Consider the following 13177-nt stretch of genomic DNA (forward strand, 5'->3'; position numbering starts at 1 on the left):
CAAAGCTGACTGTAAATGTATCGGTGATTTTTTAACTTTGCCTCTTTTAAATTTTCATGATTCACGTTTGATTGGGAATTCACGGGCTGATTAACATTTATCGATAATCGTTATGGTTGGGTTGAAACAAATCATCACTAGCATCCCTGACCACTGAAAAATGCTCCACGTTGTAGTGCCCGTGAAGAATTTCATTATGATGGCTGATGATCTGTTCGGCAGTCAAACTTTGGGAATCTGTCGTTGAATGCCCATCACCTACCAGGGTCACATCAAAACCATTCACGGTTGCTGTTCTGACTGCCGTATCAATACAGTGCTCAGTTTTACAGCCCATAACTACGAGATGTTCGGCACTATTATCTTTTAAATAATCCAGTAATGAAGTGCCATGAAACGAATTCGTCGCCTCTTTATCAAACACGATTGACGTCCGGGGAGTATCGATATCTTGATGGATTTCGAATCCTTTACCTTTGCCTTCAGCAACATCCTTATCTCTAACGAAAACAACTAAACAATCTGATGCCAGAGCCTTTTTTATCACTCTATTAATGTTCTCCAACAGCATTGCCTTATTGAAAACGCCCTTCTCGTTAACATTACCATTAATTAATTCCTGCTGTGCATCGATGACCAACAATGCTTGATTCATTTGAAAACCCCTTTTTCATCATATTTATTACGCACTCAATTTTCTCCCCCGATTCCAGATGCATGATGTTACTTTAATAACTTATTCGTTATCAGACCTTCCCCCGGTATCTCTATAAATTTCCTGTTATCTGGTTGGCACGGCAATTATCAATTAGTCAGGGAAGAAACAGGAAAATCCGATGCAGTGGAAAACAACTATCCCATTATTAATTGGGGATCTTCATCCATTACCTCCAAGCTGTTAAAATCTTTGAGTATTTACATGTTTTGGATGCCCTGCGCTACCTTTTATTAGGTTTCGGATAGTATTCTGTTCAACTTGGACAGCATTTTTTAATTTCAGCTAGTAATCTATTCAACCCGGACAGTATTTTTTGACTTATCCCGTATTTTTCCTTTCAATCGGGCGTTATAACCCTTCTCTCGGCCGATTACTCGCTGTTTTCCTTTCAAATCTACCGTGACAGCTCTTCTCTCGGTCGATTCCCAACAGTATTTCCTAAATGACTCAGGCTCGGAGATAAGAATATTATTACAGACCGTTACGCACAATAAGAAGCCCATTTTTGATAGAGTTTAATCAAAAACGGGCTTTTTTCATAAACCCTAAGGCAAAACATTTCCTGCTGCACGATACAGTTCATACCATTCTTCCCTTGTCAGGTTAACATCAGAAGCTTTTGCGATGTCTTGTAAACGTTTCGGATTCATTGTCCCGACAACCGGTTGGATGCTGGCTGGATGCCGCAAGATCCATGCAATCGCAATCGCGGAATCCGTTACCCCCTTTTTCTCAGCGAGTTCTTGCAGTTTCGCATTGACTTTCGGAAACGCCTCATTGCCAACAAAGGTTCCTTCGATCATTCCGTGCTGAAACGGGGACCATGCCTGGATCGTGATATCATGTAGGCGACAATAATCGAGAACACTGCCTTCCCTGACAATCGCCGGATCGTGCTGCATGTTCACATGAAGTCCCGCATCTATCATCGGCGTATGTACAATACTTAATTGCAACTGGTTTACGATAATATCTTCCTTCAGCTCTTTTCTCAATAGTTCCATTTGCATCGGGTTCTGGTTGCTGACTCCGAAATAGCGAACCTTCCCGCTTTCCTTTAACGCAGAAAAAGCCTCAGCCAACTCTTCCGGTTCAACAAGAGCATCCGGGCGATGAAGCAGCAGACTGTCGATATAATCGGTTTTTAAGCGCCGGAGACTACCTTCAACAGATTCGAGAATATGTTTTTTGGAAAAATCAAAAAAGCCGTCGCGAATCCCACATTTCGTCTGTAGCTTCATTTTTTCCCGAACATCGTCATTCATATCAATCGCTTCCGAAAATACTTCTTCTGACTCTCCTCCGCCATAAATATCAGCATGGTCAAATAAATCGATCCCTACATCCATGGCATTTTCAATCACATAGGATGCCTCTTTTTTACTGAGTTCATGCATACGCATACAACCTAAGGAAATTTCGCCAACCTCTAAGGCACTGTTACCTAATTTGATCTTTTTCAAAAAAGCACCTCTTTTCGTCTGAATAATTATATAGTAACATGTTTTCTTTATATGGACGAATGCCTCAACTCACGAAATTTGTAACAAAAACAAGCACTAGGTGAATAAAATGGGCAGTATCTGAGAAAGGAGGATGGGCATGACTTATTACAATAATGAACAATCGTTTATGGAGAACCGTCAGAATGGTCCTTGGGTGTGTTTCCCTGTACAGGGTCAAGAAGGTACGCAACAAAACGGTGGAGGGTTGGAAGGTACAATTAATATGTCGGATGGTTCTCAACAATCAGTTGTTTGCTTTCCTTCACAACCACAAGCTGGTGATCAAGGACAAGGCGGTGGCAGCCAAGGACAACAAGAAGGTAACCAGGGGCAAGGCGGCATCCCAATACCGTTTGGTCCAGGCGGATCTCAAGGGCAGCAAGGTGGCGGTCAAAACCAAGGTGGTATGCCAACACTTCCAGGTATATTTGGACCAGGGGGAGGTCAGGAACAACAAGAAGGCGGCCAGGGGCAAGGCGGCATGCCGATACCGTTTGGACCAGGTGGATCTCAGGGGCAACAAGGTGGCGGTCAGGAACAAGGCGGTACACCTATGTTTCCAGGCATATTCGGACCCGGGGGAGGGCAAGGACAACAAGGTGGCGGCGGCCGAGAACAGGGCGGCACACCTATCCCACCGTACATGTTTGGCTATCCCCAAGCAACTATTCCCTATTATATGTGGACCCCGGTTAGATATGGATATTACTGGTAATGCATTGCCCAAATTGAAAATACTGTAAAAGCAGCCGGATCGGTGATGACCCGGCTTTCTTACTGCTTACCAGGAAATTTAAAAATTAAATGCTTGTGGATAACTTTGTAATCAGGATGAGCCCCGTCCGGCTCCAGCGCCCAGCAGCTAGTGTGCTTCCTTCACCTTCGTACGATAAGTCAACATCGACTCGGGGTAAAGGAAGGCCGACTAAAAACGGCCTTTGCGGCCAACGTCGGCATACCCCTTTTGCAGGAGCATGTTTCCTTTATCTCCTACGGTTCAGTCCAGCACATACGCTGCTAACCGGGCGCTTACGCCTTTGTTCTTTTTTACAAGGTCTCCATTAATCAAATAATATCTATCAATCCGTTAATGAGCGATCAGCTTTTTCCAAACATCCAAAAACTATCCAACAATATCACGCTTATTATAACCCATCGATCCAATGATAGTTAATACAATAGAACTCAACGTTAAACCCATCAACGCCAGAAAATTCATATCATCGACGGGAATTTGCGGGATATATGCAAAAACGGAAATATGATTCATCCACTCCGGAAAATCAAGCAATTCACCAAGATAGATGACAATGAAACAATAGACTACATAAAGCCAAATCAATTCAGCATATTTCGGGATGATCCCGATTAAAACAATAACAAGGCCAACCACAGTCCATATCGCCGGTAAATAAACATAGGCGGATGCAAAAGTTGTACCAAAAGATAAACCTTCATCCATCACCACTACGCCAGCCGACCATAATCCTAATGCAACAAGTGATTGCATGGTAAAACTAACTGCAACCGCCAGCAAACAATACGTTCCCAACACACGCGTTCGAGATACCGCACGACTATATATATTTTCTGTGAGATTCCTGGTTTCCTCTCCTTTTAATCTTAATCCTACCATTATGACGGGAATGAGGCTTATCAATGACATAATTGCCATTAATAATGTGATAAACTGTTCAGTCATCGTAGCATCTGACTTCATGTCTACAAATGCCTGCACCAGTTCGATATCGGAAAAATATGTCTCCAAATCACCCAATATCGCTCCAAAAGATGCACTGAGCGCCAACAGCCCAATTGACCAAGCGATGATATTTGTACGCTGTAACCTTAGCGTAAGGCCGATTGGTGTTTGTAAAAAAGCTGAGGCATGCGTTTTACCTTTTCGTGCCGATATAAATCCCGACCCTAAATCACGAATGGCATGTAAGCAGAAGGCAACCACTCCAAACACGATGGCAAATATGAATAACAATATAACCGGTAACCAATCATTATCGCTGAAAACGTCAGACCTGACAGTCCAGCCAAGTGGTGATATCCATGACAGTGTATCACTGCTTACATCTCCTATTGCGCGAACAAGGTAAGCTATTATTAAAACCATGAAAGCACACATCGTGGTTCCTCTTGAAGTTTCTGAGGTTTGGGCAAACACTGCAGTAAAGGCAGCAAACAGAAGTCCTGTTGCACCCAAAATGAAACCATACAAGAAACAACCTTCAATATTCATACCCTCTATCCCTAGCGATGCTAAACCAATCCCTGTCAAAATCGCCAGTAAAACATTGGTTGCTACGACGCCAATCATTACTGCGCTTAAACTGGATAGGCGGCCAACTGGTAGAGCCCGAATCATTTCCAAACGACCATCCTCTTCATCGCCACGGGTAGCACGTGTTACAATTAAAATATTCATGATAGCAACTGCAATTGCTGTAAAAAGTAACATTTCATTGGCAAACATCGCACCGATTGAATGTAAATAATCCTCCATGTCATAACCCGGTCCGAGCATCGACACCATTGCTGGATTATCCATTGTTAGAAAAATAGCTTGCCTTGATTGCTCATCCTTGTAAATGCTTTGATAAGCAGCGGCAACCGACAAGGTAATTCCTATCAGGCTAATGAGCCAAATAAGAATTTTAACCCGTAGTTGTTTAAAAATGAATACGGTTAATTGCTGTGTTCCGTTAAAATAACACTTGTTCATAATGACTACCCCTCCACTCTGGCATTGATGTGCGGAGTTTCCTGATAATGCCGCATAAATAAATCCTCTAATGTTGGTGGGGCGCTTTCTAATTTTAAAATACCAAATTTGCTAATGTACCGGATTATTGCATCCATTTCCTCTGTATCCACTTGAAATGTAATCTCTGAATCTTTCTCTTGCAAATGATGAATCCCCTTTTGTTCAGTAAGAGAGGCAATTGGTTCTTTTGTTTTTATCGTTAAATTGGTACGGGTTAAATGTCTCAGTTCATCCAATGTTCCTGTTTCAACCATCTTACCTTGGCGAATAATCCCTACCCGGTCGCATAATTTTTCTACCTCCGATAAAATATGACTGGAAAGCAGTACACTTTTACCTGCTTTTTTGGCATCTAATACACATTCCTGGAAGATATTTTCCATCAAGGGGTCGAGCCCTGAAGTTGGCTCATCTAAAATATAAAAATCCGCATCCAATGCGAATGCAGCTATTAAGGCAACCTTTTGTCTATTCCCTTTCGAATACGCCCTGCACTTTTTCGTTGGATCAAAATCAAACTTCCTTATTAAGTTTTGCCGTTTTTTATGATCGGTACCTCCATTCATTTTGATAAAAAGATCAATCACTTCCCCACCCGTAAGATTCGGCCATAGATTCACATCACCTGGCACGTAAGCAATACGCTTATGAATATCAACCGCATCGTTCCAAACATCTTTACCAAAAATTGTAGCCTTTCCCTGTGTGGCCTTTAACATACCCAGTAATATTCGAATGGTTGTTGATTTCCCTGCTCCATTCGGCCCTATAAAACCATACACCTCCCCCTCATTCACCTCCATACTTACACCATCCAATGCAGTAAACTTGCCGAACCTTTTTGATAAATGACTTGCTTTTAAAATAGGCATATTTCTTTCTCCCACCCTCAATTATGAAATATTTTGATCTATATAGTTCATAATATACAAAAACAATCTTCTTGGCAACAGTTTATGAACTATTTTTGTTGTTTTATTACATAAATTTTATTAAACTTACATTGAGGTGAATGAAGTGGATGGTTTTGAAAAACGCAGAATACAAAAGAAAAACGATATATTAAAGGCGGCATTAGCCTTATTTATGGAATACGGTATACAAAAGGTATCGATTGCCGAGATAGCCAACAAGGCACATGTATCTCAAGTCACTATCTATAATTACTTTGAAAGCAAAGATAATTTGGTTCGTTTCGTCTTTAAGTTTTATGTCGATCAAGTATGGGATGAACAGAAACAATTCCTGAACAGTGACCTTCCATTTAATGAAAAAATAAAAAAGATTATATTTGAAAAAAGTATGGCAACCAAACAGATGAGTGAACGGTTTTTTCAAGATTTTATGAAAGATTACGCCAGCGGACAAAGCTATGTTGAAGAAATATACAAGAATGAAGCACTGCCGCTCCTTATTCAATTTTTCGATGAAGGAAGGAAACAGGGCTATATTGATTCATCAATTTCAAATGAATCAATCTTATTTTATATGCAGATGTTTCAGGAGTACCTACAACGTGAGGAGGTTGCTAAAATGGCGCTTCCCATAGCAGAGGATCTTACCAAGCTATTCTTTTACGGCATCGTTGGAAAAGGAGAAGATTAGGAACAGTTGCGTGTAGTCCTGTATTTTTTGTGCAAATGGCATTGGATATTCCAGAAACTTGTCCCCTTACTTAACATGCAAGATAACCCAGAAAATAACAGCAAAAACAAGCCAGATGAAATTTTCACCCGGCTTGTTTCTATTAATTAATATAACGGTAAGCCATAAGTTCATGAAGCATTTCAATTTCCTCTTGGAGCTTGGCACCAATGTTTGTTTCCCTAACTTTTTTCCGTTCCAATTCTTTATCCACAACCCGGCGGACAGATAAAACATCTGCACCATTTAATAATACATCCGCTTTAGAATTAAAGTGCTGATGTGCAACCAGCTGCATGCCGAAAGAGTTGTACAATAACGTATACCCAGCGATTCCGGTAGTTGATTGATATGCTTTTGAAAAACCGCCATCAATGACAATCATTTTTCCATTCGCCTTGATTGGATCTTCCCCATCGATTTCCTTTACCGGTGTGTGTCCGTTAATAATATGACCCTGGCTTGGATCCAGATCGAATTCCTTAAGCACTTTCTTGCACATATCGATGTCTTCCCGTAAGTAATAATATGGATTTTTCTTTTCTTTATGCGATGCTTTATCTTTAATAAAATAGCGCTCGAATGTGGTCATTGCCCGTTTGCCAAATAATGAGGAATATTCTCCTGTCCACAAATACCAAACCATATCAGTAGCAAGATCATCCGTTGTTTCTTTATCCGCAAAGGCTTGCCGCAAATATTTTTCAAACTGATCAAGTAGTTCACGGCCTTTATAGGATTGTCCTTCAATCTCCATTTCTTCCATATTCCCTTTTTCATCAACGGGAATACAGCCATGAATCAAGAGATTTCCATTATATTTTAAATAAAGACTGCCTTTTTTCATTAAAAAGTTCATATGTCTCTTGAGCTTCTCTGATTGCTGAACAGAAAGTAAAAGCTTATTGATTACTTCCTCTTCCTCCTTGAGCAGCTTTGCTGGATTTGCTGGATCGATCGTGGAGAAGCATGTATTCTCTAATGGATAGGTTTTTCCATAGATTGTCACTTCCTCGTTCTCATAATCCACTTTTTCCAATACTAATCTTTCTTCCATATTAAAAAAGGACCGTCGTTTAATAATCGGGCTTTCCAGTTTGAATTGAATAATAGCAATTGCTTGATGAATTTTTGTAATTTGTCTCATTTCCTGCTCTGAAATTTCCTTATCCGAATGCTTCTTTGGTCGAAAAGCAGGATTATCATCATAATATTTTTCGGCCAGGTTCAGTAATGGGCGCAGATTAATCCCATAAGCATCCTCAATAATATTCAAATTATCATAGCGGGCACAAATCCGCAGAATATTTGCAAGGCATACTTTTGAACCGGCATATGCTCCAATCCATAGGACATCGTGATTTCCCCATTGAATATCGACAGAATGATATTGAATTAATGTCTCCATAATTTTATCCGGTTCCGGCCCACGATCATAAATATCACCGACAACATGCAAATGATCAACAACGAGGCGCTGAGTTGTATACGATAAGCCAATAATTAATTTATCTGCCTGTCCGAGGGAAATAATTTGTTGAACAATTTTTTCATAATATGTTTTCTTGTTGTTATACTCATTACTTTTATAAAGCAGCTCCTCGATAATATACACGAACTGTTTTGGTAACGCCTTACGAAGCTTGGAGCGAGTATATTTAGAGGAGGCATAGGAAATTAAATCAATCATTTGCTGAATTTTAGCTGTATACCATTCATTTAACTCTGCTTTGGAATTGTATTGATTGATAATCAGCTTTAATTTCTCCTCGGGATAGTAGACAAGGGTTACAAATTCTGTAATCTCTTCTTCTGACAAACTATTTTGAAAAATATCCGTTATTTTTTCTCTTACCTTACCCGAACCATTACGTAAAACATGCTGAAATGCTTGGTACTCCCCATGCAAGTCACTGACAAAATGCTCTGTACCTTTGGGCAACTCGAGAATGGATTCTAAATTAATTATTTCTGTTACTACTTTTTCTTCGCTATCGAATTTCTCTGATAATAAATCCAGGTACTTCGTATTCAACCGTCCATATCCCCCTTTAATTATGTCACATTACTTTTTAATTAGTATAACACTTTTGTCGGCATTTTGCAGTAGATTTTTTGTGGATAGCTCCACCTGTTTATCATAGTCTTTTATATACGCACGCTCAGAGGCCGGGGGTTACCAACTAGTTAAATACGTGGCAAAATTTATCGGCGGTTTTCTGACTCTTTACGGCGATTTCTGCACTTTTATCATCTGTTCCCAAAATATAGTAGGATAAGGTGCCTGTCCCCCTTGTCCTATCCCACAGAAGAAGTATATAATTTCCATCTTCCTACACAATAAAGGTGACAATTATCCTATAGAAGGAATGATGAGCATGACAGATGAATTGAGCAGTAATAGGAATGTTGCCCAGCATTTGATTCAGCAACTTACGCAATGGGGTGTCAAACGAATTTATGGTGTAATTGGTGACGGCATTCTATTTTTATTGGACGAATTGGGAAATCAGCAGAACATTCAATACGTTGCTTGCAGGCATGAAATGAACGCAGCATTGATGGCCAGTGCGGAGGCCAAACTAACAGGAAAAATGTCGGTATGCACTGCAACTTCTGGCCCCGGTATTACCGTGCTGCTTAATGGGTTGGCTGATGCTTGGCGGGATAAGGCTCCTGTTCTAGTGATCACCGGGCAAGTACAACGGACACAAATTGGTACGGGGGCTGTCCAGGATATTAATCAGCAGCAGTTGATCGCACCGCTTGCTGAGTATTCTTCCCTGGTCACGGATAGCCATTCCTTTCCTAAACTACTAAATATCGCCATGAAAACAGCACTTGGTAAAGGCGGTGTGGCACATCTATCTGTACCGAAAGATATTTGGACATTGCCTGTGAATGGCGATTTTTATCCGCTGCCAACAAAAACATTACCACAACCCCAACCAATGGATATCCAGCGGGTGGCGAATGCTATTAACAAAGCACAACGCCCCATCATTCTTGCTGGTCGCGGCATTCAGTACGCGCAGACAGAGGCTATTGGATTTGCGGAGAAACTACAGGCTCCGATAATGGTAACGATGCCGGCAAAACCATTTATCGCGAATGACCACCCACTTTTTCTGGGAGGTTTGGGCCAGGCTGGAACAGATATTTCAAGAGAATTGCTGGAACAGGCAGATTTGTGTGTGATTCTTGGGGCGACCTGGTGGCCGCATGATTATATTCCAGCTTCCATCCCAATCATACAATTGGATGCCACACCGGAAAACATTGGACGCAGTCACCCAGTCAAAGATTCATTAGCCGGTGATCTGGCGCAGATTATTCCCACATTAACGGAACAAATCGAAACGAATACCAATCAAGCCTATGTTCAAGAAATTCAGGAAAAAAAGCAACGTTGGAATCAGCAAATTCAATCAGAAATCAAGGAAGAATCAGATCAGATTTCCCCTGCCCGTGTTTTTGCCGAACTGGGTCAGTGCATCCATCCGGGAGCGGTAATGGCTGTAGATACAGGGGATCATACACTTTGGCTGGAACGGATTTTCCAATACCGTGGACAGGAATTGCTCGTTTCCGGTACATGGCGCACACTTGGTTTTGCATTGCCAGCGGGTATTGCAGCACAATTGGAGCACCCCGAGCGCCAAGTGGTTTGTATCGCCGGCGATGGTGGTGTTGCCCATTCAATCATTGATTTGATTACAGCGGTTACCTATAAACTTCCACTAACATTGATTATCATCAATAATCATGCCTATTTTATGGAAACGAGCCGTATGGTTGTTGAAGAGCTGAACAAGGATGGATCACAAATACCGAATCCGGATTATGCAGCAATGGCAAAATCAATGGGTGCAGAAGGAGAACGGGTAGAAAAAAATGAGGAGCTGGTTCCGGCCCTTCATCGCGCATTACAATCCAAGCAGACGTCAGTTGTTGACATTCACTGCAGCGCTTCTATCCTACCTCATACGAAGATTTTAAAAGGAATGAATACGCTCAATCGGTGGGATGAGCCCATGCCTGAAGATTTCCCTAATCATGTAAAAAAATAATCATACAAAAAAACCTTCCAAAATAAGGAGGTTTTTTTGTATGCAATCAATAGCCTGAGTCCTCTGAAGTAAGATTATCGATCATATAATAATCATATTGCTTAAGTGGTGTTTCCGCGGGACCTTCGACAACTTCTCCAGTATACGTAAATCTCGAACCATGACATGGGCAATCCCACGTCCGTTCGGCATCGTTCCATTCTACCTCACACCCAACATGGGTACAGGTTGTATCAACGACATAAACGTTTCCTTGTTCATCTTTATAGGCACCTTTTCTTTCCCCTTTTACGGTGATAGCCGCTCCTTCACCATTGGATAAGTCGCGAATCTTTTTGTCTGGGATGCCCAGTTTACCTTTGATTAAATGACCGGCAACCTTCGCATTATCAACTAAAAAGTTTTTCAGGCTTGGATCGGCATGAAAGCGTGATGGTGTATATAAGTCGTGATAAGGATTCTCTTTGCCCATCACCGTGTCTTTTAACAGTAATGCGGCAGCAGTTCCATTGGACATACCCCACTTCCTATAACCTGTCGCAACCAAAACATTCGGCTGATCAGACGTTACATTGCCGATATAAGGAACTTTATCCAAGGTGACAAGATCCTGTGCCGACCAGCGATAAACAATTTCATCCAGTCCAAATTGTTGTTGGCCAAAATCTTCCAAGGCCTGGTAATGTTTCATCGTATCCTCATCTTTACCGGTTCGATGACTTTCCCCGACAATCAGTATCATATCCTCCCCGTCTATTTTGACAGAACGAAGGGAGCGGGTTGGCTTACCGGCACTAATATACATGCCACCGGGAAACTCCTTCTTCGGTTTGGCCGCCAAAATATAGGAACGATCCGCATACATTCTGGCGGAATAAAACCCTGCTCCTTCATAAAATGGAAAGTGTGAACAAGCCAGTACATAATCCGCTGCGACCTCCTGCCCATCCCGTGTCAAAACTTTGGTTTGTTTGCCCGTCTCCACATTTACCGCTGTCGTATGCTCAAAAATGTGTCCACCCTTTTCTTTGATGACATTAACAAGGTGGGTAAGATATTTTATCGGATGAAACTGTGCCTGATTTTTCATCACCAGCCCATTTTCCACCTCTATATCAACAGGAATGGTCTCAATCAGCTCGCCATCAATCCCAAGCTTTTCATAGGCCTTTGCCTCTTTTTCCAGTTTGTTTGCATATTCATCCGTAGTGGCGTACATATAGGCATCCTGTTTGCTAAAGCCACAATCAATGTGCTGTTGCTCCACCGTTTCTTGAATAAATTGAAGTGCCTCTATATTGGCTTGATAATACTTTTTTGCCTTTTCTTTACCAATATTTTGGATCAATTCATCGTAAATGATATCATGTTGGGCCGTGATTTTCGCGGTGGTATGTCCGGTAGTTCCGTGTAATAATTTATCAGCCTCAAGGAGCGCAACCTTGTAACCTTCATTAATGAGCAGATAGGCGGACGTGATCCCAGTGATCCCTCCCCCAACAATGACCACATCAACCTGCATATTTTCCTCCAAACGAGGGAACTTTGGCAAATCAATTGCATCTGTCCAATAGGATCTGGACGTCTCTGGTATTTTCCCATTTTCATTTCCCGGCATAAAAATTCCTCCTAGTATGTTTATACGGTTAGGTTTTCCCTTGAACAAGGTGCTATACATAGGAGTAAAAAACAAGAATGATGCCAGAGAATTCTACAATATACTGATTTCATATTTCTTGTTTTCGAGATATTAGAAATGATTCTGGTATCAATTTTTGTGATTCCCTTCCTTATCATTTTCCACCACTTATTTTATACAAGGTGATTAATTAAACATGCTTATACCACGCACTCGCAGCCTCCACTTCATTTAAAGTCAACTGATGTCCGCCATTTTTCCAATGAAGTTCTACCTTGGCACCTGCACCTGCCAACAAGGATTTCAATTCCTCCGCTTCCTGTGGCGGGACAATAGGATCATGGGTACCAGCAGCAATAAATACGTTTTTATCTGATAAATCTGGTAACTGCATACCTTTCCTTGGAACCATGGGATGATGTAAAATTGCTCCCGACAATGCATCCCGATCATGGAACAGTAAACTTGCTGCGATATTAGCACCATTGGAATACCCTAATGCAAGAATATGGCCACGGTCAAATGCATAGTTCTCAGCCGCTTCATCCAGAAATTCATTTAATTCTTTTGTACGGAATACTAAATCTTCTTCATCAAATACACCTTCAGCCAATCTCTTGAAAAAGCGTGGCATTCTATTTTCAAGGACATTTCCCCTTACACTTAAAATATTGGCATCTGGATCAATTTTATCTGCAAGAGGCAGAAGGTCATGTTCGGTGCCTCCAGTACCATGCAACAATAGCAATGTCGGTTTTGATGGATCATTTCCTTCTTTAAAAATATGTTTCATCCATTTCACTCCTCTCTATTTAACCCCGATTG

At 41.3% G+C, this 13177-nt stretch carries 10 protein-coding genes; 3 read left to right on the forward strand and 7 right to left on the reverse strand.

The window, feature by feature from the left end:
• Positions 1-97: 97 nt before the first annotated feature.
• Together O2S85_RS11620 and O2S85_RS11625 are read right to left on the reverse strand one after the other, a co-directional pair.
• Positions 98-655: a cysteine hydrolase family protein gene (locus O2S85_RS11620; protein WP_269409501.1), complete on the reverse strand. Its 558-nt coding sequence runs from the start codon at positions 653-655 to the stop codon at positions 98-100.
• Positions 656-1263: 608 nt separating this feature from the next.
• A complete protein-coding gene (locus tag O2S85_RS11625; RefSeq protein ID WP_269409502.1) occupies positions 1264-2181 on the reverse strand; it encodes an aldo/keto reductase in 918 nt (305 codons plus the stop codon).
• 139 nt (positions 2182-2320) lie between these two features.
• Between O2S85_RS11625 and O2S85_RS11630 the strand changes: the two genes are divergently transcribed.
• Positions 2321-2938 (forward strand): hypothetical protein, encoded by a 618-nt coding sequence (locus tag O2S85_RS11630; protein ID WP_269409503.1) that lies wholly within the window; start codon positions 2321-2323, stop codon positions 2936-2938.
• A 408-nt stretch (positions 2939-3346) separates the two neighbouring features.
• Here the strand turns inward: O2S85_RS11630 and O2S85_RS11635 are convergent, their stop codons facing one another.
• A complete protein-coding gene (locus O2S85_RS11635; protein WP_269409504.1) occupies positions 3347-4957 on the reverse strand; it encodes an ABC transporter permease in 1611 nt (536 codons plus the stop codon).
• A 5-nt stretch (positions 4958-4962) separates the two neighbouring features.
• Complete coding sequence (locus tag O2S85_RS11640; protein ID WP_269409505.1) at positions 4963-5871, reverse strand: ABC transporter ATP-binding protein; 909 nt, start codon at positions 5869-5871, stop codon at positions 4963-4965.
• A gap of 145 nt (positions 5872-6016) precedes the next feature.
• On the opposite strand from O2S85_RS11640, the gene O2S85_RS11645 reads away from it, so the two are divergent.
• Complete coding sequence (locus O2S85_RS11645) at positions 6017-6604, forward strand: TetR/AcrR family transcriptional regulator (protein WP_269412563.1); 588 nt, start codon at positions 6017-6019, stop codon at positions 6602-6604.
• A gap of 142 nt (positions 6605-6746) precedes the next feature.
• Here the strand turns inward: O2S85_RS11645 and O2S85_RS11650 are convergent, their stop codons facing one another.
• On the reverse strand, positions 6747-8678 hold the full coding sequence (locus O2S85_RS11650; protein ID WP_269409506.1) for a fructose-1,6-bisphosphatase: 1932 nt from the start codon (positions 8676-8678) through the stop codon (positions 6747-6749).
• 343 nt (positions 8679-9021) lie between these two features.
• Between O2S85_RS11650 and O2S85_RS11655 the strand changes: the two genes are divergently transcribed.
• A complete protein-coding gene (locus O2S85_RS11655) occupies positions 9022-10713 on the forward strand; it encodes a thiamine pyrophosphate-binding protein (protein ID WP_269409507.1) in 1692 nt (563 codons plus the stop codon).
• Positions 10714-10759: 46 nt separating this feature from the next.
• Here O2S85_RS11655 and O2S85_RS11660 read toward each other — a convergent pair whose 3' ends face one another.
• Together O2S85_RS11660 and O2S85_RS11665 are read right to left on the reverse strand one after the other, a co-directional pair.
• On the reverse strand, positions 10760-12331 hold the full coding sequence (locus O2S85_RS11660; protein ID WP_269409508.1) for an FAD-dependent oxidoreductase: 1572 nt from the start codon (positions 12329-12331) through the stop codon (positions 10760-10762).
• 211 nt (positions 12332-12542) lie between these two features.
• Entirely contained in the window at positions 12543-13145 is a 603-nt protein-coding gene (locus tag O2S85_RS11665; protein ID WP_269409509.1) for an alpha/beta hydrolase, read from the reverse strand.
• Positions 13146-13177 lie beyond the last annotated feature (32 nt).

The organism is Lentibacillus daqui (genome assembly GCF_027186265.1).
GTDB classification, from domain to species: Bacteria; Bacillota; Bacilli; order Bacillales; family Amphibacillaceae; genus Lentibacillus_C; species Lentibacillus_C daqui.

Coding starts and splice junctions, on each gene's coding strand:
- O2S85_RS11620 (WP_269409501.1), bottom strand. CDS start 655: ATGAATCAAGCATTGTTGGTCATCGATGCACAGCAGGAATTAATTAAT.
- O2S85_RS11630 (WP_269409503.1), top strand. CDS start 2,321: ATGACTTATTACAATAATGAACAATCGTTTATGGAGAACCGTCAGAAT.
- O2S85_RS11635 (WP_269409504.1), bottom strand. CDS start 4,957: ATGAACAAGTGTTATTTTAACGGAACACAGCAATTAACCGTATTCATT.
- O2S85_RS11640 (WP_269409505.1), bottom strand. CDS start 5,871: ATGCCTATTTTAAAAGCAAGTCATTTATCAAAAAGGTTCGGCAAGTTT.
- O2S85_RS11655 (WP_269409507.1), top strand. CDS start 9,022: ATGACAGATGAATTGAGCAGTAATAGGAATGTTGCCCAGCATTTGATT.
- O2S85_RS11660 (WP_269409508.1), bottom strand. CDS start 12,331: ATGCCGGGAAATGAAAATGGGAAAATACCAGAGACGTCCAGATCCTAT.
- O2S85_RS11665 (WP_269409509.1), bottom strand. CDS start 13,145: ATGAAACATATTTTTAAAGAAGGAAATGATCCATCAAAACCGACATTG.